The following is a 25,846-nucleotide window of genomic DNA, read 5'->3' as shown; positions in this document are numbered from 1 at the left end:
TATCTAGGTACATAACTAAGTTCTAGCCAACGTTTTTACGAGCGTTGCGGAACATACGCATCCATGGGCTATCCTCAGTCCACTCATCTGGGTGCCATGAGTTAGCAACAGTACGGAATACACGCTCTGGGTGCGGCATCATAACCGTTGCACGGCCATCAGTAGAGGTAATACCTGTGATACCTTCTGGCGAGCCATTCGGGTTAGCTGGGTATTGCGTTGTTGGGTTACCGTAGTTATCAACAAACTTCACTGCCACAGTACCTGATTCAAGCGCTGCTTTAACTGCATCACCGTTTGCGAACTCAGCATGACCTTCACCGTGAGAAACAGCGATAGGCATACGTGAACCTGCCATACCATTAAAGAATACCGATGGGTTTTCTTGCACTTCTACAAGGCTAAAGCGAGCTTCAAAACGCTCTGACTTATTCGTTACGAAACGTGGCCAGTGCTCAGTGCCCGGGATCAATTCTTTCAATGTTGAAAGCATTTGACAGCCATTACACACACCTAAGCTGAATGTATCTTCGCGGTGGAAGAAGCTTTGGAACTGCTCACGCGCCATCTCATTAAATAAGATTGACTTAGCCCAGCCTTCACCAGCACCTAATACGTCACCGTACGAGAAACCACCACATGCCACTAAGCCTTTAAATTGCTCAAGTGTTAAACGACCTTCAAGAATGTCGCTCATGTGCACGTCAACCGCAGCAAAGCCTGCACGGTTAAATGCCGCCGCCATTTCTAAGTGAGAGTTAACACCTTGCTCACGTAAAATAGCCATTTTCGGCTTCGCACCAGTTGCAATGTAAGGTGCTGCAACATCTTCGTTTAAGTCAAAGTTTAGTTTTACGTTAAGACCTGGGTCTTTTGCGTCAAACTTAGCGTCAAACTCTTGCTTAGCACACTCAGGGTTATCTCGACGTGCTTGCATTTGGTAAGTTGTTTCTGCCCAAATAGTACGAAGCTCAGTACGCGTGTGGTTAAGAACCACATCATCACCACGAGTGAATACCACACGGTCATCAGCGTTTAGTGCGCCAATTTCATGGCTGATAGCTGCTAAGCCGTGGTCTGCAAGAACGGCTTTCACTGCGTCTAAATCAGCGTTTGCCACTTGGATAACCGCACCTAGCTCTTCATTGTAAAGCGCTTCGATGTCTGAACCTGTTAAGCCAGCAAGGTCTACTGTTACACCCGTGTGACCAGCAAATGCCATTTCAGCAACCGTAGTGAATAAACCACCATCTGAACGGTCATGGTAAGCAAGTAGCTTGTTATCAGCAACAAGCGCTTGCATTGCTTCGTAGAAGCCTTTTAATAGTGCTGGGTTATCAACATCAGGCGTTACATCACCTAGTTGCTTATAAACCTGTGCAAGGCTTGATGCGCCCATACGGTTTTGACCCGCACCTAAATCAACTAATAATAGTGATGACTCACCTTTATCAGTACGTAGCTGTGGCGTTACTGTTTTACGAACATCTTCAACACGACCAAAGGCAGTAATGATCAATGATAATGGTGCAGTAACCGATTTTTGCTCGCCGTTTTCATCCCATTGAGTTTTCATCGACATTGAGTCTTTACCCACAGGAATAGTTAAACCAAGTGCCGGACAAAGCTCTTCACCCACCGCTTTAACAGCTTCGTAAAGACCCGCATCTTCGCCTGGGTGACCTGCTGCAGCCATCCAGTTTGCAGATAGCTTGATATTTTCAAGGCCACCTATGTTCGCACACGCGATGTTCGTTAGTGACTCAGCCACAGCTAAACGAGCAGAAGCACCGTAGTTTAAAAGTGCAGCTGGTGTACGTTCACCTAATGACATTGCTTCACCGTGGTAAGTATCAAACGCAGCGGCTGTTACCGCACAGTTTGCTACTGGCACCTGCCAAGGACCTACCATTTGGTCACGCGCAACTAAACCCGTTACCGTACGGTCACCAATGGTGATTAAGAATGTTTTCTCAGCAATCGTTGGTAAGCGTAATAAACGCTGTGCAGCGTCTGCAGCATCAATGTTAGCAACGTCTAATGGTTGAGATTGCGCTTTTTTCGATTCAACTTCACGGTGCATTTTTGGTGCTTTACCAAGTAAAACATCAAGCGGAAGATCAACAGGGTTGTTACCGAAGTGGCTATCTTCAACCGTTAAGTGACGCTCTTCTGTTGCTTCACCAATAACAGCGTATTCTGCACGTTCACGTTTACAGATTGCTTCAAAGCGCGCGAAGTCTTCTGCCGCAACTGCTAATACGTAACGCTCTTGAGATTCGTTACACCAAATTTCGTGTGGTGCCATACCCGGCTCATCGTTAGGAATGTCACGAAGTTGGAATTTACCACCACGACCACCGTCGTCTACAAGCTCAGGGAATGCGTTAGAAAGACCACCTGCGCCCACATCGTGGATGAAAGCGATTGGGTTTGCATCACCTAGCTGCCAACATTTATCAATAACTTCCTGACAACGACGTTCCATTTCTGGGTTTTCACGTTGTACCGATGCAAAGTCTAAGTCTTCGTTTGATTGTCCTGATGTCATACTAGACGCAGCACCACCACCTAGGCCGATGTTCATTGCCGGACCACCTAGTGCAATTAGCTTAGCACCTACAGGGATTTCGCCTTTTTGAACATGCTCAGAACGAATGTTACCTAAACCACCTGCAAGCATGATTGGCTTGTGGTAACCACGTACCTCGATACCATTATGGCTTGATACTTTCTCTTCGTATGTACGGAAGTAACCAAGTAAGTTAGGACGACCAAATTCGTTATTGAATGCCGCACCACCTAATGGGCCTTCAGTCATGATATCAAGTGCATTTACGATACGACCAGGCTTACCAAAGTCTGTTTCCCATGGCTGCTCGTAGCCAGGAATTCGTAGGTTAGATACAGTGAAACCAACTAAACCTGCTTTAGGCTTAGAACCACGGCCTGTAGCACCTTCATCACGAATTTCACCACCAGAACCTGTTGATGCACCTGAGAATGGCGCAATCGCTGTTGGGTGGTTGTGCGTTTCAACTTTCATCAAGATTTCGATGTTCTCTTGATGGTATGCGTACTCGCCTTCGTTATTTGGGAAGAAACGACCTGCTAGCGAGCCCTTCATTACCGCTGCGTTATCTTTATATGCAGATAGTACGTTTTCAGGGTTTTGCTCGTAAGTGTTTTTGATCATTTTGAACAATGATTTTGGCTGTTCGATACCATCAATTGTCCAATCGGCGTTAAAGATTTTGTGACGACAATGCTCAGAGTTTGCTTGTGCAAACATGAATAATTCGATGTCGTTCGGGTTACGCCCTAACTTTTGGAAGTTTTCTACCAAGTAATCAATTTCGTCATCTGCAAGCGCAAAACCTTGCTCAACGTTTGCTTTAGCAAGCGCTTCACGGCCACCACCTAAAATGTCAACTGATGACATTGGACGCGGCTCATCGTGACGGAATAATTTAGCTGCATCAGCCATATCCGCGTGCGTTGCTTCAGTCATACGGTCATGTAATAACGCTGCAACTTCAGCTGTTTGCTCAGCTGATAAGTTACCTTCTACGTAGTATGCAATACCACGCTCAACACGGTGAACTTGGCTTAAGCCACAGTTATGTGCGATATCAGTTGCTTTTGATGCCCAAGGCGAGATAGTACCTGGACGCGGCGTTACAAGAATTAACGTGCCAGCAGGGGTATGCTCGGCAATTGTTGGACCATAAGTAAGCAGTTTTTCCAGCTTGGTTTGCTCATCAGCTGAAAGCTCGGCTGTAAGATCAGCAAAATGCATGAACTCAGCATAGACGTCAGTGACTGGAAGTTGTGCCTGTTGGCAACGCGCTAAAATTTTCTGAACTCTAAAATCGGAAAGTGCTGGTGCACCACGAAGGATCAACATAGGTATTTTCATCCGGGGTTAGGGATTGAACGATATTTTAGGCGCATATTATAGTGCAAATAACGTCTAGATTTAACTCAAAATTACGCTTTTATTTAAATAATCTTCATAACCGCTTTTAAGGTTGCAACAATTAACTAGCTTAGTCGTCTTTATTTCTCTGCAGGTTCTTGTTCTGTATGACTTATCTACCAGCTGCCTTGTTATAGTTATTAATTTTTAAATAGATCTATAACACTATTCGCCAAGTGACGTGGCTTAGAAGTTTTGTTATAACACTAAGATAATGGTTTAAGGGGCATTTATAATTTATGCAAAAGTTACTCGCTATTTTTAGTTTAGTGCTCATGTTATGTGCGTGCGATATGCAACAGCAACCGTCGCAACTTGCTCATATCAAGGCGCAGAACAAAATTAGAGTCGGCACATTAGCTGGCGCGAGTAATTACTATCAGGCTCCACAAGGTGTGCAAGGCTTTGAATATGAGCTCGCCCAAGAATTTGCTGACTATGTTGGTGTTGAGCTTGAAATGGTGCCTTTTTTTAATCTATCCGATATGTTCGCACGCTTAGAAAGTGGCGATTTAGATATTATAGCGTCAGGTCTTACCTATAATACGATTCGGGCTGAGCATTACCGCTTCGGCCCAACCTATCGCACAATAAGCCAAAAATTAGTTTATAAACAAGGCCGTAATAGACCCCGTGAATTTGCGGATTTAACCGGCAATCTGACTGTTCTCGCCAAAAGCAGTCACTCGTTGGCACTACAACAATTAAAACAACTTAATCCAGAACTTAGCTGGAACGAAACAGAAGATATGGATGAAGAAGAGCTTCTGCAAGCTGTTATCGACGGTGAAATTGATTACACCCTAGCAGACTCGCACACCTTATCGCTGTTTCGCCGCTACCACCCAAACTTGAGTATCGGCTTTTCGGTTACCCGTAATGATCCTATCGCTTGGTTACTAAGAAAAGATGGTGATGACTCTTTATATGCCCTCATGGTGCCATTTTTTGGCGACGTAAAACAAAGCAACCAGCTTTATGTGTTAGAAGAAAAATACTTCGGCCATGTTCGCCAGTTTAATTATGTGAACACACTTGCTTATATCGAAGCCATAAAAGACACCTTACCCAAATATCAACCTTGGTTTGAGCAATACGCAGGTAACATAGACTGGCGATTACTGGCAGCTTTGAGTTATCAAGAATCGATGTGGAACCCAAGGGCTAAGTCACCAACTGGTGTTCGCGGTATTATGATGCTAACCCAAGCAACGGCAAAACAGGTCGGCGTAACAAATCGCCTAGAGCCTGAGCAAAATATTAAAGGCGGTGCGCAGTATCTTGCCAAAGTAATTTCTTGGATCCCTGAACGCATTCCGCAGCCCGACAGAACTTGGTTTGCCTTAGCCTCTTACAATGTTGGCTGGGGACACGTCAACGACGCACGCATTATTACCGAGCAAGAAGGTGCAAGCCCCGATAAGTGGGCTGATGTTAAAAAGCGCTTACCGCTTTTAATTAAAAAGCGTTACTATCGAAAAACCAAATATGGTTATGCCCGTGGCGATGTTGCAGTAAAATACGTTGATAATATTCGTCGCTATTACGACGCACTGGTTTGGCTTGATGAAAATGATGCGATTGCTAACCCAAGCGAAGAAGAGCAAAGCACTGAAGAAGCTAAACCTGAAGCGCAAGCGAGCGAACCAAAGCCAAATGACAACACGCAACAAACCGACTCAGAGCAGCAAGAATTAGAAAACAACTAACCTCAAGCACCGAAATCTGTTTACTTGTCATCAAATGATCATTATCTTTTAGTAGAAATGGAACGGACCATGCCATGCTTTACTCTCACTTAAGGAGCACTCATGTTAAAAAGAAGACGCACGACACATAAGTTCAAGCGTAATGTTATTTACTCAACGGCGACCCGCCGTCGTATCATGCTACGTAATACACACAAAAAAGTTATTTGGCGTCGCCGCTTATTTGCGATGCAGTTAATGGAAGCACAAGTTCCTGCAACGCCGGTTGTATAACTAGGCGTTGCGAGCAGCCAGCTTTGCCGCCTTTTTCTCTTCTCTACGACGCTTAAAAAACGCTGAAATTACCGCCCCACACTGCTCACTCAGTACATCACCGGTTACTTCAACTTGATGATTAAGCCTAGGTTCTTGCAGCAGATTCATAATTGATCCTGCCGATCCCGTTTTGGCATCTTTAGCACCAAATACCAATCGCTTAATACGGCTATGCACCAACAGACCTGCGCACATAGAACAAGGTTCTAACGTTACATACAGGGTGCAATCGATTAATCGGTAGTTATTAAGAGCTTTACCTGCTTCGCGGATTGCCATCATTTCAGCATGAGCGGATGGGTCGTTATCGATAATTGAGCGGTTATAACCATAGGAGATCAGTTGATTGTCTTTTACCAGCACAGCACCAACCGGAATTTCATTAATAGCAGCCGCTTCATTGGCGTAGTTTAATGCTTTTTCCATCCAATATTGGTCGCTAAATTGTTCGCTCATATATCACACAAATATTGTAAAACTGTGAGTAATTATACCTAGTTAGTGAAAAATGTCGGCATTAAATACTGCTACACTTAAAAATTAACGCAAAATTTAGTGGCTTTTTCATGGCTCAATGGACCCATATTGCGCTATAATCTCGCGCTTTTTTTATTTAGCTTACAACACGGGTAGCAAATGAAATTTCCTGGACGCCGCAGGCATAAACATTATTTTCCGGTGGAAGCCAAAGATCCACTGACGAATCAACTTAACTCAACCGACCGACTACAACGTAGTTATATTACGGGTATCGACCAAATTGTGGTAGATATTGAAGCGAAAGTTGATCAAGCTTTCCTAGATGAATTTCAATTGCGCCGTGGCATGTCGCAAGTGATCGATAACGATATTACCAACGCACTATACGACAGACTAAAACTCGACAATATGATCGATTATGAGTTTGCCGGTGGTACGGTAGGTAACACCATGCACAATTACTCTACCCTAGCTGATGACCGATCAGTACTTTTAGGGGTAATGAGTGAAAATATCAAAATCGGCAGCTATGCATACCGTTTTTTATGTAACACTTCTAGCCGCGTTGACCTTGACTACCTTCAGCCTGTAGATGGCCCTATTGGTCGTTGTTTTACTTTAATTGACGAGACCGGTGAACGTACCTTCGCAATCAGCGCGGGGCTTATGAATCATCTGCGCCCTGAATCAATCGATCAGGCACTTATTGAGAATTCATCAGCACTGGTGATCAGCGCATACCTAATGCGTACTCAAGGTGATGAAACCATGACAGAAGCCACCATGCAGGCAGTGAAATATGCCAATGATGCAGGTGTCCCTGTGGTTTTAACCCTTGGTACTAAGTTCTTGATTGAACAAGACCCTACTTGGTGGGCTGACTTTGTAAAAGAGCATGTTGATATTCTTGCTATGAACGAAGAGGAAGGCCTTGCGATTACCGGCTTTGAAGATCCGCTTCTAGCTGCCGACAAAGCGCTTGATTGGACTGATTTAGTTATTTGTACAGCTGGCGAAAAAGGCTTGTTTATGGCCGGTTACGTCGACGACTCATTCAAGCGTGAAACAGAATACCCGTTATTACCAGGCGCGATTGCTGACTTTAACCGTTATGAATTTTCGCGCGCAATGCGTAAAGACGACTGCCAAAACCCTATTCGTGCGTACAGCCATACAGCACCGTTTATGGGCGGCCCAGATAGTATTAAAAATACCAATGGCGCAGGCGATTGTGCTCTGGCTGCGGTACTGCATGACCTATCAGCAAACGTTTACCACAAACTTAATGTGGCAAACTCAGCGAAGCATCAGCAACCTGCTATGACCTACTCATCGCTTGCACAAATTAGTAAATACGCTAACCGTGCAAGTTATGAAGTACTTGTTCAGCACTCGCCACGTTTATCGCGTGGTTTACCTGAACGTGAAGATTGTTTAGAGCAAGTTTACTGGGATCAATAATCTCCACTAAAAAATCGAAATATCCAGTTTCTGGGATAAACGCTCAAGAGCCGCTATCCCAGCCACTGAGTTACCATACGAGTTAAGTCTAGGCGCCCACACAGCCACAGTAAATTGATTTGGTAACACAGCTAAAATAGTACCCGATACCCCTGACTTACCCGGCATACCAACACGGTAGCCAAAATCCCCAGCTGCATCGTATAAACCACTGGTAAACAGTAACGAGTTTAACTGCTTATTTTGCCTTGCACTAAGTACTTCATGGCCATTGGCATCTTTACCTTGGTTTGCTAAGTAATTGTAAGCTTTTGCTAATTCTACGCAGTTTAGCTCTATGGCACAGAAGTTAAAGTAAGCCCATAACACATCATCAACTTCATTATTAAAGTTGCCGAATGACTTCATTAGATGCCCCATCGCGGCGTTGCGATGACGAAACTCATATTCAGAATTTGCCACTTTCTTATCAATAACAACCTGAGCATTTCCTGATAACTGACGAAATGACTCAAGCATAGAGTGCATCGGCGCAGATAAACGGCTATATAACGCGTCACAGGTGACAATCGCGCCGGCATTAATAAATGGGTTGCGTGGTATGCCCTGTTCAAACTCAAGCTGTGTAAGTGAGTTAAAAGCGGTGCCTGATGGCTCTTTACCGACTCGCTGCCAAAGCTCATCACCATAACGCTGAAGTGCTAAGGTTAAGGTCATTACTTTCGAAACAGATTGAATCGTAAAACGCGCACCACAATCACCCGCGCAATAGGTTTGCCCATCAACTGTATGGATAGCAATGGCAAACTGGTTTGGCTCAACTTCTGCAAGCGCAGGAATATAATCAGCAACCTTACCTTGGCTCAGTAATGGTTGAACTTCTTTTGTGATTTCATCTAATACATGTTGATAATCAATCTGTGACATACCGCGTCCTTTAAAACAAAAAGCCCCGCATTTGCGAGGCTTTATAGTCTACTAAAGATGGTTTGCTATAGCGATTGCTATTAGCTCATAGCTGATTGCAGTTTTTTCATCGCTGTTTTTTCTAGCTGGCGAACACGTTCTGCTGAAACGTTATATTTCTCAGCAAGCTCTTGTAATGTTGCTTTATCGTCAGCTAACCAACGTGCACTTACGATGTCTTGAGAACGTTCATCAAGGGTTTTTAACGCGCTGAATAAACGTGCATGAGACTGTTCTTGCCATTGCTGCTCTTCGATATCATCAGCAAGGTCAGCACTGCCATCTGTTAAATACTGTACTGGCGAGTATGTGCTTGTTGGTGCGTCGTCATTGTCGTCGCCCGTTAAGTCAAAGCCCATATCTTGGCCACTCATACGTGATTCCATCTCACGTACTTCTTTTTCACTTACACCTAGCTCATTAGCAACGGTGCTAACCTCAGCTTGGTTAAACCAACCTAAACGTTTTTTGTTTTTACGCAGGTTGAAGAATAATTTACGTTGCGCTTTTGTTGTTGCAACTTTCACGATACGCCAGTTTTTCAGTACGTATTCATGAATTTCAGCTTTGATCCAGTGTACTGCGAATGAAACTAAGCGAACACCTACACTTGGGTCGAAACGTTTTACCGCTTTCATCAGACCGATGTTACCTTCCTGAATTAAATCAGCTTGCGGTAAGCCATAACCTGAATAGCTTTTCGCAATATGAGCAACAAAGCGTAGATGCGACATAATGAGTTGCTTCGCAGCTTCAAGATCACCTTCTTCCTGAAGACGTGTCGCCAACTGCTTTTCTTTCTCTGCATCAAGCATAGGAATAGTGCTAACCGCTTGAAGGTAGCCGTCCATACTTGCGCTCTGTTGACCTGCAGTAAGTGCCATTGCGTATAAATCTTTACTCATTTTTCACCTCAGTGATAAACATTTGAAACCATCTTAGCACTCTTTAAGCGAGAGTGCTAACTTCAATTAAAAACTTTTTTAAAGTTCAAATCAAGTGGTTTTTTTAAGATAATTTTATTTTACTTTAAGGCGCTGAATAAGCGATGAATTCTAGCTTTTAAAGGTATTTTGAAAGATATATAGCCCACCATTCAAAATCTAAACAAACAGCATAAAGGCTTAATATGACAAATTAACGACAAGCAAAAGCGCTAAAATAATAGCGCTGATAGCTACACTTTATCGGGTTCAATTTCTTTTATATAGCGGTTAACTGATAGGTAAGAACCAACAAATCCTAACCCTGTTGCAAGAGCGACTAAAATGCCAAACTCTGTGAGTGTTAAACCAATTAAGTCAAAGCTGGTTTCATAAACACCCGCAACATCACTTACAGCAGCACCAAGCCACCACATCATTAATGCAACACAAATAAAAGAGAACAAACCGCCAATAATACCGTACCAAATCCCTGTCCATAAAAATGGCGCATGAATAAAGGTGTTTGTCGCCCCAACTAACTTCATCACCTGAATTTCATCTTTCTTATCCATGATTGATAAGCGGATAGTATTACCAATGATCAGGGTGACGGAGGTTAATAATAGTAGAGCAATGGTGATCACGCTTTCTTTTAATAAACTTAAAAGTGCATTTAATCGCTCAAGCCAAGCAATATCGAGTTTACCAAAATCCACTTCTCTTTCGCCTTCAAGCTTTTGCAGTAATTGTTTTGCTGTATTTGGCTGACGGTATCGTGCTGTCGGCGTTACGATAACAACATCAGGTAACGGGTTCGCATCTAAATATTCAAGTGCTTGGCCAAATCCTGATACTTGTTTAAATTCAGTGAGGGCATCGCCCTTTGATATAAACTCTACTTTATCTACTTCAGGGTAGAGTGCTAAACGCTTAACCAAGGTTTGCGTTTGCTGTTCGCTCATAGTTTCTTTTACGAATAACGAAATCTCTGCTGCATCTTCAAAACCACTGCTCACTTGCGAGACATTTTTAACCACTAAATAAAGCGTCGCTGGCAGTGTTAAGCTTAATCCTAATACGGCAATGGTCATCAATGAAGCTAAAGGCGTTCGCCACATTTCACCGAGGCTATGCACACCTTGGCGAATAAGATTAATAAAGAAGAAATAAGGCGCTGCTAAAAATGACTTTTTCTGACGTTCGTTTTGGCTGTTGCGGCTTTTAAACAATAAACTCATAGTGCCACCTCAGCTAACGGATCCTCAATCATGCGGCCATCTTTCAGTGTTAGACTGCGATAACGCATACGCGCAATTAAGCCAATATCATGGGTTGCAATCAGCACGGTTGTGCCATGATTATTAAAGTCTTCGAATAAACGTAATATGTCCATTGAAAGCTCAGGGTCTAAGTTACCGGTTGGTTCATCAGCTAATAGAATTGGCGGTGAATTAACGATAGCGCGAGCAATACCCACACGCTGCTGCTCACCACCTGATAAGGTTGCAGGATTACACTTCGCTTTATCAAGTAACCCGACTTTATCAAGCGCACCATGAACACGCTTAGCTATTTGCTTGTGGTGCGTACCTTCAATAATTAAAGGTAAGGCAACATTATCAAACACTGAGTAACGTTCTAGTAAGCGGTGATTCTGAAAGATGATACCAATATCGCGGCGCACGTAAGGGATCTGACGTGATTTAACAGCATTTAAATCAACACCATTAATAAGCACCTGCCCTGCCGATGGACGCTCCATCAAACTAATAAGCTTCAATAGGGTACTTTTACCTGCGCCACTGTGCCCAGTTAAAAAGGCCAGTTCGCCAGGCTTAATATGAAAGCTGACTTTTTCAAGGGCACGATGGCCACCTGGGTATGTTTTACTGACTTGCTGAAAATTTATCATTTTAGTTATCAATCATCTTGCAGCGAAAAAGGGAGCAAACTCCCTTTAGTTAATTATGCGTCATCCTCGTCTTGGCTAAATAGTGCATCAATAAAGTCACTACTATTAAAGGTACGTAAATCATCAATACCTTCACCAACACCAATGTAACGAATTGGGATATTAAATTTATCTGCAACGGCGAAAATCACACCACCTTTAGCGGTACCATCTAGTTTAGATAAAGTAATGCCCGTTAAACCAACACATTCATTAAATAATTTAACTTGGCTAATTGCGTTTTGACCTGTGCCTGCATCAATAGTTAGCATAACTTCATGCGGCGCATCTGGGTCAATTTTCTTCATTACACGGGCAATTTTCTCAAGCTCTTGCATTAGGTTATCTTTATTTTGCAAGCGACCTGCTGTATCAGCGATTAACACATCAACATTACGGGCTTTTGCCGCCTGAAATGCATCAAAAACCACTGACGCACTGTCTGCACCTGTATGCTGGGCAATCACAGGAATGCTATTACGCTCACCCCATACTTGCAGCTGCTCAACCGCTGCAGCACGGAATGTATCACCCGCAGCAAGCATCACTGACTTACCTTCGTTTTGGAACTGCTTCGCTAATTTACCAATCGTGGTAGTTTTACCTACCCCATTTACACCCACCATTAAGATAACAAATGGCTTTTTGTCACCACTTACAACCAGCGGCTGCTCAGCGGTTTTAAGCATACTTGCCATTTCTTGCTTCATTAACTCATATAAAGCATCGCCATCTTTTAACTGCTTACGATCAGCGGCATCGGTTAGGTTATCAATCAACTTCATTGTTGTATCAACACCTAAATCGGCTGTTAGTAATTGTGTTTCTAGTTCTTCAAATAACTCATCGTCAATTTTCTTACCACTAAAAATAGACGCAAAGCCAGAACCAATATTAACGCGAGTTTTTAATAAACCTTTTTTAAGGCGTGCGAAGAAACCTTCTTTCTTTGGTTTTTCAGCAGCGGCTTGAGCTACTTTCTCTTGCTCTAAACGCTCCGCTTCTGCTTTCTCTGCCGCGATACGCTCTTGCTCTAAACGCTCCGCTTCCGCCTTTTCTGCTGCGATACGTTCTTGCTCTAAACGTTCCGCTTCTGCTTTTTCTGCAGCAATGCGTTCTTGCTCTAAGCGTTCCGCTTCCGCCTTTTCTGCTGCGATACGTTCTTGCTCTAAACGTTCCGCTTCTGCCTTTTCTGCAGCGATACGTTCTTGCTCTAAGCGCTCCGCCTCTGCCTTTTCCGCTGCAATGCGCTCTTGTTCTAAACGTTCAGCTTCCGCTTTCTCTGCCGCGATACGCTCTTGCTCTAAGCGCTCCGCCTCTGCCTTTTCTGCAGCAATACGTTCTTGTTCTAAACGCTCAGCTTCCACCTTTTCTGCTGCGATACGTTCTTGCTCTAAACGATCCGCTTCTGCCTTTTCTGCCGCGATACGTTCTTGTTCTAAACGCTCCGCCTCTGCCTTTTCTGCTGCAATGCGTTCTTGCTCTAAACGCTCAGCTTCCGCCTTTTCTGCTGCGATACGTTCTTGCTCTATACGTTCAGCTTCTTCCTTTTCTGCTGCAATGCGTTCTTGCTCTAAACGCTCCGCTTCCGCCTTTTCTGCCGAAATACGCTCTTGCTCTAGGCGCTCCGCTTCCGCCTTTTCTGCAGCAGCTTGCTCTGCTTCACGCTGCGCCTGTTCTGCGGCAGCACGTTCTTGCTCTAATTTCATTGCTGCTTCTTGCTCAGCAAGTCGAGCTTGTTGTTCTTGACGTTGCTGCTCTGCCGCTTGCTGCTCTTGAGCTAAACGCTCAGCTTCTGCCTTTTCAGCAGCAATGCGTTCTTGCTCTAAACGCTCAACTTCTGCCTTTTCTGCCGCAATGCGTTCTTGCTCTAAACGTTCAGCTTCTGCCTTTTCGGCTTCAATTCGCTGTTGTTCTTCTATTTGCTTCTGGTTATCAGCCTCTTTTGCTGCTTGCTCTGCTTGTTGCTTATCTGATTTGCCAAAACCAAACCAAGACAGGAATTTACTTTTTTTTGCCATACTTGCTAATAACCACTTATAAAAATCTGATAAACTTACATGAATAATAGTTTGGTGACAGTTCAGCTTTTTAGCCAAACATAAACAGGTACCATCTATCGCTAAGGTCGCAATACTATCACTTTTAGCGCAGTAGAAAAATGACACGCTAGCTATTGCATACAATATTATCTGAGCTAGGGGTCAGTTACCAATGATTAGTGAGTTAAATGAGAAAAAAATCAACAGCTAACCGCCAAGCAAAAGCAGCGAACAATAAATCAGCAAATGGTTTTATTCGTATTATTAGTGGGCAATTTCGTGGTAGAAAATTACCAGTAAAAGATGTGCAAGGCTTGCGTCCAACCACAGACCGTATAAAAGAAACAGTATTTAACTGGCTCATGCAAGATACCCGAGGCGTAGCTGTTCTTGACTGCTTTGCTGGTTCTGGCGGCTTAGGGTTTGAAGCTTTATCGCGCTTTGCTGATCATGCTGTGTTTTTCGAACTAGATAAAAGTGCCGCTAGCCAGCTAAAAGAAAACATTAGCACGCTTAAATTGGATAATGCCGTCGTAAAACAAGGCAATAGCCTTTCATTATTAGAACAAAACACGCAAAACGAGCAATTTGATCTAATTTTTGTTGACCCGCCATTTCGACAAAACTTGGCTGAAAAAAGTTGTTTTTTACTCGAAAAAAATAACTGGTTATCTGCCCAAGCACTTATATATGTTGAGGTCGAAAGCGAACTAAGCGACCTAAGCTCACCAGATAACTGGATGCTTTTAAAAGAAAAAACTGCCGGACAAGTAATTTGTCGGCTATATCAACGCCAGACAAATTAACACTGTTTTGCAAACCTAGTTTCTGTTAATATTATTCTTTACATGTGGTGTTGCTTCGGATTACAATACCGCACCATTTTTGAACCACTTGGTCGTTATTCGATCAACTTGAGCAACGCTCATTATTTAGGTAGGTGAATTTTTAATGCCAGTAATTAAAGTAAGAGAGAACGAACCGTTTGACGTAGCACTTCGTCGCTTCAAGCGTTCATGTGAAAAAGCAGGTATCCTTTCAGAAGTTCGTCGTCGCGAGCACTATGAAAAACCAACAGCTGAGCGTAAGCGTAAAAAAGCTGCTGCAGTAAAGCGTCACATGAAGAAGCTTTCTCGCGATAACGCACGTCGCGTTAAATTATACTAATCAGTATTTGGTCTTGTATAAATGAGCCTTTTATTAACGCTAAAAGATGCGCAAAAAGATGCGATGAAGGCAAAAGACAAAGAACGTCTTAAGCCTATCCGCATGGTACTTGCTGCAATCAAGCAACGTGAGATTGACGAGCAAATTACGCTTGACGACGACGGTATTACCGCTGTTTTAGTAAAGCTTGTTAAGCAACGTCGCGATTCTTACACCCAGTACATTGATGCGGGTCGTGAAGATTTAGCTGAAATTGAAGCCAGTGAGATTAAAGCACTTGAAGAATTCTTACCTCAACAATTGAGTGAAGAAGAAATCATTGCTCTTATTGACTCGGCTATAGCTGATACAAACGCAGCGGGTATGCAAGACATGGGTAAGGTAATGGGAGTTATCAAAAGCAAAGCTGAAGGTCGTGCCGATTTAGGTAAGATTTCTGGCTTAATTAAGCAACGATTAACTGCTTAACCCCCACATACAGATGTATGATTCAAGCAAACCGAGCCTAGTGCTCGGTTTCTTGCTTTTAGTCTTTCATAAACACAGTAATTGTGTTCAAATCTTATTTTACAACGCATAGATAGCGCAGGAAAATACAACAGCTATGGCCGGAAAGATCCCTCGACAGTTTATTGATGATTTACTCGCTCGCACAGATATTGTTGAGTTAATTGATTCGAGAGTTGGCCTTAAAAAAGCAGGTAAAGACTATCAAGCCTGTTGCCCATTCCATAACGAAAAATCACCTTCATTTACCGTTTCTCAAGATAAACAGTTTTACCACTGCTTTGGTTGTGGTGCCAATGGCAATGCAATTTCATTTGTCATGGAATACGACAAATTAGAGTTCGTTGACGCCATTGAAGAATTAGCGAGTATGCTCAATTTAGACGTACCTCGCGAACAAGGCACAAGCTCAGGCCCGCAACGCACTGCAGAACAAAAGCGCTCTGATTACGATTTAATGTTACATGCTGCTCGCTTTTACCAACATCAATTAAAGCATCATGCCAACTCGAAAACGGTTATCGATTATATCAAGGGTCGTGGTTTAAGCGGTGAAACAGCGAAAAAATTCATGATTGGTTATGCGCCTAGTGAATGGGAAGCGCTATGCCAGCAACTTGGCCGCAATAAAGAACAAAAAGAGCAGCTTGTAGAACTAAAGCTAGCCTCTGAAAAATCGCCTGGTCGTCAATTTGACTTCTTCCGTGATCGACTCATGTTTCCTATTCGCGATAAACGCGGTCGGGTGATTGCATTTGGTGGCCGTGTTATGCAAGCGGATCAAGGTCCTAAATACCTTAATTCACCAGAAACCCGTATTTTCCATAAAGGCTTTGAGCTTTATGGTTTATACGAAGCCAAGCAAGCTCACAAAAAGCTTGAACATATTTTAATTGTTGAAGGTTATATGGATGTTGTTGCTTTAGCTGAGCAAGGCATCGAATATGCCGTTGCCGCCCTTGGCACAGCAACGACCGCAGAACATATGCACACTTTATTTAGAACCACAGATAAAGTGATTTGCTGCTACGACGGTGACCGTGCAGGTCGCGATGCAGCTTGGCGTGCACTAGAAAATGCACTGCCTTATCTTGGTGATGGTAAGTCGTTAAAGTTTGTGTTTTTACCAGATGGTGAAGACCCTGATTCACTGGTACAACAAGAAGGTAAAGACGCTTTTGAAGCTAGGTTAAGCGAAGCGGATGATTTTACTAAGGTGCTGTTTAATAAGCTCAGCCAAGAGATAGACCTAACTCAAGACGCAGGTAAAGCAAAGCTCCTTAGTGATGCCCTGCCACTAATTGAAAAAATCCCTAGTGATTTTTACCAAGAAAATATTTTGGAACATCTTGGCCGCTTAATTGGTCGAACAAGAGAGCAATTAAATACTCGCGTTAAGTCGCCAAAGCAACAGCATGCGATTGAGCGTAAATTTAAAATAACGCCGATGCGCCAAGCGATTGGTATTTTATTGCAACACCCAAATTTGGCGACCAGCATTGCTTATATGCCAGAGTTAGCTGAGATGAAAATAGCCGGTATTGAGCTATTTTTACGCATTCAGCACTTAGCACTAGAACGTGAAGGTATCACCACCGCACAAATTTTAGAGTCATTTAGGGATGGCGCTGAATATGACGCGCTGGTGAAATTAGCCACTTGGCAGCATCAAATAAATGACGATCGTTTAGAGACGGTTTTTAAAAATACTTTTAAATTTATTGAAGACCAGTGTTTAAATTATCGACTAGAGACCCTATTAATAAAAGACAAGACCCAAGGCTTAAGCAGCGAAGAAAGGCTGGAATGCCACTTACTAACGCAAGCGTTAAAAGGCAGCAACAGCTAGTCAGAATTGAATAATGCTGTTATACTGTGCTATTCACTGCGTCTAGTTAGTTTTCGTGTCGCTTAATTAGTAAGCGAGCTGGCGCCTGTTGTATCAACTTTCAGAGTGGAAGAATAAATCTCTATGGATCCAACTCCTCAGTCACAATTAAAGCTTCTGATTCAAAAAGGTAAAGAGCAAGGTTATTTAACTTTTGCAGAAGTTAATGATCACCTTCCACAAGACATTATCGACTCAGATCAGGTAGAAGATATCATTAGCATGATTAATGATATGGGTATCAAGGTAAGTGAAAACGCACCTGATGCCGATGAATTAATGATGCAAGAAACAACGACAGACGAAGACGCAGCAGAAGCCGCGGCAGCTGCACTTGCGACTGTAGAAAAAGAGATCGGTCGAACAACTGACCCTGTACGTATGTATATGCGTGAAATGGGTACTGTTGAACTTCTTACGCGTGAAGGCGAAATCGTAATCGCTAAGCGTATTGAGGAAGGTATTAACCAAGTACAGATTTCAGTTGCTGAATACCCAGAAGCAATTACTTATCTACTAGAGCAATGGGACAAATTCGAAGCTGAAGAAATGCGCTTAAGCGATATTATCTCTGGCTTCTTTGATCCTAATAATGAAGACGAATCACAAATTTCTGCAACACACATCGGTTCTGAGTTAAACGAAGAGCAACTCGACGAAGAAGACGACGAAGACGATGATGACGAAGATAGTGATGATGATAACGATGATGATAACGATGGCGACACAGGTCCAGATCCTGAAGAAGCCCGTATTCACTTCGAAAACTTACGTGAGCTTTATAACAAAGCACGCGAAACGTTCGAAGAAAAAGGTCGCTCACACCCTGACTCACTTGTAGCTATTGCAGAAATCGGCGAACTATTTAAAACATTTAAATTAGTGCCAAAACAGTTTGACCGCATGGTTAACAACATGCGTGAAATGATGGACCGCGTTCGTGTACAAGAACGTATCATCATGAAGCAAGCTGTACAAATTGCTAAGTTACCGAAAAAGAACTTTATCAAGCACTTTGCAAATAACGAAACAGACACAAGCTGGATCGACCTTGAGATTGCTGCAAACGAGAAATACTCAGTAGCACTTGAATCAGTTAAACCAGAAATCATTCGTTGCATCAGCAAACTAAGTGCGATTGAAGAAAGCACTGGCCTTAGCATCGAACGAATTAAAGACATCAACCGTCGTATGAGTATTGGTGAAGCGAAAGCTCGCCGTGCGAAGAAAGAAATGGTTGAAGCGAACTTACGTCTTGTAATTTCAATTGCGAAAAAATACACCAACCGTGGTTTACAATTCTTAGACCTTATCCAAGAAGGTAATATTGGTCTAATGAAAGCGGTTGATAAGTTCGAATACCGCCGTGGTTATAAGTTCTCAACTTATGCAACATGGTGGATCCGTCAAGCAATCACACGTTCGATTGCTGACCAAGCACGTACCATTCGTATTCCTGTGCACATGATTGAGACGATCAACAAGTTAAACCGTATCTCTCGTCAAATGCTACAAGAGATGGGTCGTGAGCCGAGCCCAGAAGAATTAGCTGAGCGTATGTTAATGCCTGAAGACAAGATCCGTAAGGTACTTAAGATCGCTAAAGAGCCAATTTCAATGGAAACACCAATCGGTGATGATGAAGATTCGCACTTAGGTGACTTCATTGAAGATACCACAATCGATTCACCTATTGATTCAGCAACCATGGAATCACTACGTGGCGCAACAAACGATGTACTAGCGGGCTTAACAGCACGTGAAGCTAAAGTATTACGTATGCGTTTCGGTATCGACATGAACACTGACCATACATTAGAAGAAGTAGGTAAACAATTTGACGTAACACGTGAGCGTATCCGTCAAATCGAAGCGAAAGCGTTACGTAAATTACGTCACCCTTCTCGCTCTGACTTACTAAAAAGCTTCTTAGATGCTAAGTAATTTAGTATCGCGTTATTAACTAAAAGGCCGCTGTTGCGGCCTTTTTTTCTATTCGAGAGATATTCATGGCTTGGATCCAAATTCGCATCAATGCAAACGCAGACAACGCTGAATTAATCAGCGACTTACTCATGGACACTGGCAGTGCCTCAGTCACTTATGTTGATGCCAAAGATACTCCTATTTATGAGCCAAAGCTTGGTACTGTGCAGTTATGGGCTGATACCACAGTGATTGGCCTGTATGACGCAAACCATGATATGGACAGCGTTGTAGCAACATTAAATGCTGAAGCAACACTCGCCGATAAGCTCGTTTATAAAATTGAACAGCTTGAAGATAAAGATTGGGAACGTGAATGGATGGATAACTTCCACCCTATTCAATTTGGTGATCGCTTATGGATCTGTCCAAGTTGGCGCGATATTCCCGACCCTGATGCGGTTAATGTATTGCTCGACCCTGGCCTTGCTTTTGGCACAGGTACCCATGCAACCACTGCGCTTTGTTTAAAGTGGCTAGAAAGCCAAGATTTAACAGGTAAAACCGTGGTCGACTTTGGTTGTGGCTCAGGTATTTTAGGAATTGCGGCGATCAAACTCGGGGCAGAGCGTATGATCGGTATCGATATAGATCCTCAAGCCCTTGAAGCAAGCCGCGATAATGCAAAACGTAATGGCGTTGCAGATAAACTTGAAGTGTATTTACCTGAAGATCAACCAGAGTTTACAGCCGATATTGTGGTTGCAAACATCTTAGCTCAACCACTTCGTGAACTACATGAAGTGATTTTAGGTCTTTTAAAACCGAATGGTAAAATTGCTATGTCAGGAATTTTAGAAGAACAAGCTCAGTCTGTAGCCGATGTTTATGCCCCGTTTTTAGCACTTGATGAAGTGGCTGTTGAAGGTGAATGGACCCGTGTCAGCGGCGTCAAAAAAGCTTAAACAGCACTAGAGCATTTACTCAAACATAATAGGTAAAGCCTATATTTAACAGGCTTTACCTTATTTTTACAGTTAATCGTTTCGCACTTTTTTGCGAGTAAAAAAATTTCTGTTTAAATATCAAACAAATCAACCTACCCGTCAAACTGTTATCAAAAGTCAATACGAAAAGGGCAAAAAAAAGTCACTTTTGTTCAATTTATAGCCTTTGATTTTTGTCAAAAAAACCGTAAACTTAGCGCCCCTTGAAAAGAGGCCAATTGAATAACAGTGCGTATCGGTTCATACCAACTTGAGAACAATGTAATTGTCGCGCCAATGGCAGGCATTACAGACAGACCATTTAGACAACTTTGCCGTCGCTTAGGTGCGGGCCTTGCTGTTTCTGAAATGCTCTCGTCAAACCCGAAAGTATGGAAAACTGAAAAATCGATGAACCGTATGGATCACAGCGGTGAATCGGGAATTCGTTCGGTGCAAATCGCCGGAGCCGATCCTGAGCTTATGGCACAGGCAGCACAATTCAATGTCAGCAATGGTGCACAGATCATAGATATCAATATGGGGTGCCCAGCTAAAAAAGTGAATAAGAAACTCGCAGGCTCTGCCTTATTACAGTTTCCTGAATTAGTACAAGAGATACTCGATGCCGTTGTAAACGCTGTTGATGTCCCTGTCACTTTAAAAATCCGTACTGGATGGGATCAGGATAACCGTAATGGTGTCGAGATTGCGAGAATAGCTGAACGTTATGGCATTGCCTCACTGGCAGTACATGGGCGAACGCGCGCATGTATGTATAAAGGTGAAGCAGAGTACGCCACAATTAGGGATATTAAACGTTCAGTGTCTATCCCTGTCGTTGCCAATGGTGATATTACTTCACCAGAAAAAGCAAAGCAGGTTTTGGATTATACGGGTGCAGATGCCATTATGATTGGTCGAGCCGCCCAAGGTCGCCCTTGGATTTTTAGGGAGATAGACCACTATTTGCGAACTGGAGAACATTTGCCAGCACCTGAAATTGCAGAGGTGCGTAGCATTTTGATGGAGCATTTAGACAATCTTCATCAGTTTTACGGGGAGCCAATGGGAGCGCGTATCGCTCGAAAGCATGTATCTTGGTATTTGCAAACCCATGACAGTGACGGTCAGTTTAGGCGAGTATTTAATGCGTTAGATAACCCACAGGCACAAGTCGACGCATTAGAAGAATACTTTAAAACACTAGCAGCTAACTAAGAAAGAAAGAGACATATAACGATGTTCGAACAAAACGTGACTTCTCCATTTATCACAAACCCTCATGTACAGTCACACGAGAAACCACAGCCGTTGCGTGATGCAGTGAAAAAAGCTGTTCATCACTACTTAAAGCAGCTTAATGGTCAAGACGTACAAGACGTATACGACCTTGTTCTTTCTGAGCTAGAAGCACCATTACTTGAAGAAGTAATGACGTACACGCGTGGTAACCAAACTCGTGCTGCAATCTTACTAGGTATCAACCGTGGTACTTTACGTAAGAAGCTTAAAAAATACGGCATGAACTGATATAAAAGTTTTTAAAGAACTGATATAAAAGTTTTGAAAAAAGCACCTTAGGGTGCTTTTTTTATAGCTGTTAAAAACTATGCAAAATCCTCACGCTTTAAACGTCGTTTTTTAAAGCAGATTCAGTTAAAATACCGCCTTTCTAAGCTAGCTCAAACATTGAGGTAATCAAAACTACAATGGATACACATCGTCCAATTCGTCGCGCACTATTAAGTGTGTCAGATAAAACCGGTATCGTTGAATTTGCTCGCGCTCTTGAAGCACAAGGCGTGGATATTTTATCAACTGGCGGTACTTGCAAATTACTTGCTGATAACGGCATCAAAGTCACTGAAGTATCTGACCATACTGGTCACCCTGAGATCATGGATGGTCGCGTAAAAACACTTCATCCAAAAATTCACGGCGGCATCCTAGCGCGTCGCGGTCAAGATGAAGACGTAATGAGCGAGAATAACATCTCTGCTATCGATATCGTTGTAGTTAACTTATACCCCTTCGCAAACACTGTTGCGAAAGAAGACTGCAGCCTAGAAGATGCGATTGAAAACATTGATATCGGTGGTCCAACTATGGTTCGCGCTGCGGCGAAAAACCATAAAGACGTAACTATCGTAGTTAATGCAAAAGATTACGACCGTGTGATCAGCGAAATGCAAAGCAACAACGGTTCAACAACGTATAAAACACGTTTTGATCTAGCTATTGCTGCTTACGAGCACACAGCTCAGTACGATGGCATGATTGCAAACTACTTTGGCAAGATGGTTCCTGACTACACAGAGGAAGCAGCTGAAGAGACTAAGTTCCCACGTACTATCAACATGCAGTTCACTAAGAAGCAAGATATGCGCTACGGTGAAAACTCACACCAAGACGCTGCTTTTTATGTTGAAAACGACTTAACTGAAGCATCTGTTGCGACGGCAGTTCAACTGCAAGGTAAAGCACTTTCTTACAATAACATTGCTGATACTGACGCAGCATTAGAGTGTGTAAAAGAATTCGACGTACCAGCGTGTGTTATCGTAAAACATGCGAACCCTTGTGGTGTGTCAATTGGTGACAACATTCTTGAAGCTTATGATCGTGCATTCAAAACTGACCCTACATCAGCATTTGGTGGCATCATCGCATTCAATAAAGAACTTGATGCAGACACAGCTGAAGCAATTGTTGCTCGTCAATTCGTTGAAGTTATCATTGCACCTAAAGTATCTGAAGCAGCTGCACAAATCGTATCTGCAAAGCAAAACGTACGTTTATTAGAGTGTGGTGAGTGGTCTGGTAATGCAACAGGTCACGACATCAAGCGTGTTAATGGCGGTATTCTAGTTCAAGACCGCGACCTAGGCATGGTAACGCAAGGCGACCTTAAAGTTGTATCTAAGCGTCAACCAACTGAGCAAGAATTAAAAGATTTATTATTCTGCTGGAAAGTAGCTAAATTCGTTAAGTCTAACGCAATCGTTTATGCACGTGACGGTATGACGATTGGTGTAGGTGCAGGCCAAATGAGCCGTGTTTACTCAGCTAAAATTGCGGGTATCAAAGCCGCTGACGAAAACCTTGAAGTAAAAGGTTCAGTTATGGCATCGGATGCATTCTTCCCATTCCGTGACGGTATTGATGCAGCTGCAGAAGCTGGCATCACCGCTGTTATTCAACCAGGTGGCTCTATGCGCGATGAAGAAGTTATCGCTGCAGCTGACGAAGCTGGTATGGCAATGGTATTTACAGGTATGCGCCATTTCCGCCACTAATCACATAAAGGGTTAAGCAAATAGCTTAACCCTTTTTGTTTGCCACAAATTCACGTATTCTGATTAATAATAATTACCCATATAATGAAGGAATAGATGATGAAATTTGCCGTAAAAACGTTACTTGTTGCCAGCCTTGCACTGACATCAGCACAGGCTCTAAGCCATGGCCATGAATCAGCGCTTACACAAGCCGTGCAATCAAGTGAACGTGATGCTAAAAATAGCGCACGTGATAAATATCGCCATCCAGTTGAGACACTTGAGTTCTTTGGCTTTAAGCCAAACATGACCGTTGTTGAAATTGCGCCGGGCGGTGGTTGGTACAGCGAAATCCTTGCGCCAGCTGTAAAAGGCCATGGTGTTTACTACGCGGCACATTTCCCTGCTGATTCTGAGGTGGGTTATTACCAACGTTCATTAGCTGGTTTTAAGAAAAAGATGAGCGATGACGCACGCTTCAGTGAAGTTAAACTAACTGAGTTTGCGCCAGTGACGCATCTTGATATTGCACCAGCGGGTGGCGCAGATCTTGTCTTAACATTTAGAAATGTACACAACTGGTACATGGGTAAAGATAAAGAAGGCGCGTTAAGTGCGTTTAAAGCATTTTATAAAGCACTTAAACCAGGCGGCACTTTAGGTGTGGTTGAACACCGTCTACCTGAAGCGCGCAGCGATGAAGATCAGAAATCATCAGGTTATATGAAGCAAAGCTATGTAGTTGATATTGCAAAGCAAGCTGGCTTTGAACTGGTGGCAAGCAGTGACATTAATGCAAACCCACTTGATACAGCAGATCATCCTAAAGGGGTGTGGACACTACCTCCAAGCCTTCGTTTAGGCGAGCAAGATGCCGCGAAGTATAAAGCGATTGGTGAGAGTGATCGTATGACGCTGAAGTTTAAAAAACCGCTATAAATAGGATTATACGCCATGAATGTACTTGTCATCGGCAGTGGCGGCCGCGAACACGCTCTTGCGTTTAAGGCTGCACAAAATACTAAAGTAAACACCGTTTTCGTAGCTCCTGGCAACGCAGGTACTGCACTAGAGCCAAAACTTGAAAACGTTGCTATCAACGTTGAAGACCTAGCAGGTTTAGTTACTTTTGCTAAAGAAAACAACGTTGAGTTAACTATTGTTGGTCCAGAAGTACCGCTTGTTTTAGGTGTAGTTGATACATTCCGTGAAAACGGTCTAGCTATCTTTGGCCCAACAGCAGGTGCTGCACAGCTAGAAGGCTCTAAGTCATTCACTAAAGACTTCTTAGCACGTCACGATATTCCAACAGCTGATTACCAAACGTTTGAGCAAATCGACCCAGCACTGGCTTACCTAAAAGAAAAAGGTGCGCCAATTGTAGTTAAAGCTGACGGCTTAGCAGCAGGTAAAGGCGTTATCGTTGCGATGACAGAGCTTGAAGCTGAAGAAGCTATCCGCGATATGCTTGCAGGCAACAGCTTTGGTGAAGCGGGAAGCCGTGTAGTTATCGAAGAGTTCTTAGAAGGTGAAGAAGCTTCTTTCATCGTGATGGTTGATGGCAAAAACGTACTGCCATTTGCAACTAGCCAAGACCACAAACGCGCTTACAACGGTGACCAAGGTCCAAACACTGGTGGCATGGGTGCATACTCACCTGCTCCAGTGGTGACTGATGAAATTCACCAACGTATTATGAACGAAGTGATCAATCCAACAGTTGAAGGTATGGCAAAAGAAGGCCACCCTTACACTGGTTTCTTATACGCTGGTTTAATGATCACCGCTGATGGTACGCCAAAAGTAATCGAATACAACTGTCGTTTTGGCGACCCTGAAACACAACCTATGATGCTTCGTCTTAAGTCTGACCTTGTTGAACTTATCGAAGCGGCTAACCGTGAAGAACTAGATAAAACAGCAATCGAGTTCGACCCACGTGCAGCAGTCGGTGTTGTATTAGCAGCTAAAGGCTACCCAGATAGCTACCCGAAAGGTGACACTATCAATGGCTTGCAAGTTACTTACCCTGAAGGTGAGAAAGTATTCCACGCAGGGACTAAGCAAGACAGCGACAACGTAGTAACAGCTGGCGGTCGTGTACTGTGTGCTACGGCACTTGGCAACACTGTAACTGAAGCGCAGCAACGTGCTTATAAACTAGTTGATCAAATCAGCTGGGAAGGCATGGAATATCGTACTGATATCGCCTATCGTGCAATTGCTCGCGAACAGAATTAAGGTCAAACCAGTCTAATTCTG

The 25,846-nt window shown here is 43.2% G+C and carries 21 protein-coding genes; 14 read left to right on the top strand and 7 right to left on the bottom strand.

The genetic code is table 11. The features are described 5' to 3' along the window. Nucleotides 1–22 precede the first annotated feature (22 nt). Nucleotides 23–3,907, bottom strand: coding sequence for a phosphoribosylformylglycinamidine synthase (purL, locus tag L1272_RS01380; protein ID WP_194441824.1), 3,885 nt, complete (start codon nucleotides 3,905–3,907; stop codon nucleotides 23–25). A gap of 311 nt (nucleotides 3,908–4,218) precedes the next feature. On the opposite strand from purL, the gene mltF reads away from it, so the two are divergent. Then, nucleotides 4,219–5,688 (top strand): membrane-bound lytic murein transglycosylase MltF, encoded by a 1,470-nt coding sequence (gene mltF / locus L1272_RS01375; protein ID WP_138599644.1) that lies wholly within the window; start codon nucleotides 4,219–4,221, stop codon nucleotides 5,686–5,688. 102 nt (nucleotides 5,689–5,790) lie between these two features. Next, nucleotides 5,791–5,961, top strand: a complete 171-nt coding sequence (locus L1272_RS01370) for a hypothetical protein (protein WP_165385080.1) — start codon at nucleotides 5,791–5,793, stop codon at nucleotides 5,959–5,961. Here L1272_RS01370 and tadA read toward each other — a convergent pair whose 3' ends face one another. Beyond that, nucleotides 5,962–6,459 (bottom strand): tRNA adenosine(34) deaminase TadA, encoded by a 498-nt coding sequence (gene tadA, locus L1272_RS01365; protein ID WP_194441825.1) that lies wholly within the window; start codon nucleotides 6,457–6,459, stop codon nucleotides 5,962–5,964. It lies immediately after the preceding gene. 180 nt (nucleotides 6,460–6,639) lie between these two features. Between tadA and L1272_RS01360 the strand changes: the two genes are divergently transcribed. Then, the gene (locus L1272_RS01360) at nucleotides 6,640–7,944 is read left to right on the top strand and encodes an inosine/guanosine kinase (protein ID WP_054551050.1); all 1,305 of its coding nucleotides are present in this window, start codon (nucleotides 6,640–6,642) and stop codon (nucleotides 7,942–7,944) included. A gap of 6 nt (nucleotides 7,945–7,950) precedes the next feature. Here L1272_RS01360 and glsB read toward each other — a convergent pair whose 3' ends face one another. From glsB to ftsY, 5 genes are all read right to left on the bottom strand, one after another. Then, nucleotides 7,951–8,871, bottom strand: coding sequence for a glutaminase B (gene glsB / locus L1272_RS01355; RefSeq protein ID WP_166340525.1), 921 nt, complete (start codon nucleotides 8,869–8,871; stop codon nucleotides 7,951–7,953). A gap of 80 nt (nucleotides 8,872–8,951) precedes the next feature. Next, a complete protein-coding gene (gene rpoH / locus L1272_RS01350) occupies nucleotides 8,952–9,815 on the bottom strand; it encodes an RNA polymerase sigma factor RpoH (RefSeq protein WP_054551048.1) in 864 nt (287 codons plus the stop codon). Nucleotides 9,816–10,087: 272 nt separating this feature from the next. After that, entirely contained in the window at nucleotides 10,088–11,074 is a 987-nt protein-coding gene (ftsX, locus tag L1272_RS01345; RefSeq protein ID WP_054551047.1) for a permease-like cell division protein FtsX, read from the bottom strand. Then, the gene (ftsE, locus tag L1272_RS01340) at nucleotides 11,071–11,748 is read right to left on the bottom strand and encodes a cell division ATP-binding protein FtsE (protein ID WP_194441826.1); all 678 of its coding nucleotides are present in this window, start codon (nucleotides 11,746–11,748) and stop codon (nucleotides 11,071–11,073) included. The genes ftsX and ftsE overlap by 4 nt, the downstream gene beginning before the upstream one ends. 53 nt (nucleotides 11,749–11,801) lie before the next feature. After that, nucleotides 11,802–13,808: a signal recognition particle-docking protein FtsY gene (gene ftsY, locus L1272_RS01335; protein ID WP_194441865.1), complete on the bottom strand. Its 2,007-nt coding sequence runs from the start codon at nucleotides 13,806–13,808 to the stop codon at nucleotides 11,802–11,804. Between the two features lie 209 nt (nucleotides 13,809–14,017). Between ftsY and rsmD the strand changes: the two genes are divergently transcribed. The 11 genes from rsmD (at nucleotide 14,018) to purD (ending at nucleotide 25,825) form a co-directional block, all read left to right on the top strand. Then, the gene (rsmD, locus tag L1272_RS01330; RefSeq protein WP_194441827.1) at nucleotides 14,018–14,635 is read left to right on the top strand and encodes a 16S rRNA (guanine(966)-N(2))-methyltransferase RsmD; all 618 of its coding nucleotides are present in this window, start codon (nucleotides 14,018–14,020) and stop codon (nucleotides 14,633–14,635) included. Between the two features lie 145 nt (nucleotides 14,636–14,780). After that, nucleotides 14,781–14,996 carry a 30S ribosomal protein S21 gene (gene rpsU, locus L1272_RS01325; protein WP_002957797.1) on the top strand — a complete coding sequence of 72 codons (216 nt, stop codon included), beginning with the start codon at nucleotides 14,781–14,783 and terminating at the stop codon, nucleotides 14,994–14,996. 21 nt (nucleotides 14,997–15,017) lie between these two features. Further along, on the top strand, nucleotides 15,018–15,464 hold the full coding sequence (locus L1272_RS01320) for a GatB/YqeY domain-containing protein (protein ID WP_054551044.1): 447 nt from the start codon (nucleotides 15,018–15,020) through the stop codon (nucleotides 15,462–15,464). A 136-nt stretch (nucleotides 15,465–15,600) separates the two neighbouring features. Then, nucleotides 15,601–17,352, top strand: coding sequence for a DNA primase (gene dnaG, locus L1272_RS01315; protein WP_194441828.1), 1,752 nt, complete (start codon nucleotides 15,601–15,603; stop codon nucleotides 17,350–17,352). A 123-nt stretch (nucleotides 17,353–17,475) separates the two neighbouring features. Further along, nucleotides 17,476–19,335 (top strand): RNA polymerase sigma factor RpoD, encoded by a 1,860-nt coding sequence (rpoD, locus tag L1272_RS01310; RefSeq protein ID WP_054551042.1) that lies wholly within the window; start codon nucleotides 17,476–17,478, stop codon nucleotides 19,333–19,335. 65 nt (nucleotides 19,336–19,400) lie between these two features. Next, a complete protein-coding gene (prmA, locus tag L1272_RS01305; RefSeq protein WP_138619134.1) occupies nucleotides 19,401–20,282 on the top strand; it encodes a 50S ribosomal protein L11 methyltransferase in 882 nt (293 codons plus the stop codon). Nucleotides 20,283–20,552: 270 nt separating this feature from the next. Then, a complete protein-coding gene (gene dusB / locus L1272_RS01300; RefSeq protein WP_054551040.1) occupies nucleotides 20,553–21,524 on the top strand; it encodes a tRNA dihydrouridine synthase DusB in 972 nt (323 codons plus the stop codon). A gap of 21 nt (nucleotides 21,525–21,545) precedes the next feature. Next, entirely contained in the window at nucleotides 21,546–21,836 is a 291-nt protein-coding gene (gene fis, locus L1272_RS01295; protein ID WP_002957804.1) for a DNA-binding transcriptional regulator Fis, read from the top strand. A 179-nt stretch (nucleotides 21,837–22,015) separates the two neighbouring features. After that, a complete protein-coding gene (gene purH, locus L1272_RS01290; RefSeq protein WP_138619132.1) occupies nucleotides 22,016–23,602 on the top strand; it encodes a bifunctional phosphoribosylaminoimidazolecarboxamide formyltransferase/IMP cyclohydrolase in 1,587 nt (528 codons plus the stop codon). A gap of 99 nt (nucleotides 23,603–23,701) precedes the next feature. Then, on the top strand, nucleotides 23,702–24,523 hold the full coding sequence (locus L1272_RS01285; RefSeq protein ID WP_194441829.1) for a class I SAM-dependent methyltransferase: 822 nt from the start codon (nucleotides 23,702–23,704) through the stop codon (nucleotides 24,521–24,523). Between the two features lie 15 nt (nucleotides 24,524–24,538). Beyond that, nucleotides 24,539–25,825: a phosphoribosylamine--glycine ligase gene (gene purD, locus L1272_RS01280; protein ID WP_194441830.1), complete on the top strand. Its 1,287-nt coding sequence runs from the start codon at nucleotides 24,539–24,541 to the stop codon at nucleotides 25,823–25,825. The last annotated feature ends 21 nt before the right edge of the window (nucleotides 25,826–25,846 follow it).

This window comes from Pseudoalteromonas sp. PAST1 (assembly GCF_021532515.1).
Lineage (GTDB): Bacteria > Pseudomonadota > Gammaproteobacteria > Enterobacterales > Alteromonadaceae > Pseudoalteromonas > Pseudoalteromonas simplex.
This window is presented reverse-complemented; position numbering and strand designations above follow the sequence as displayed.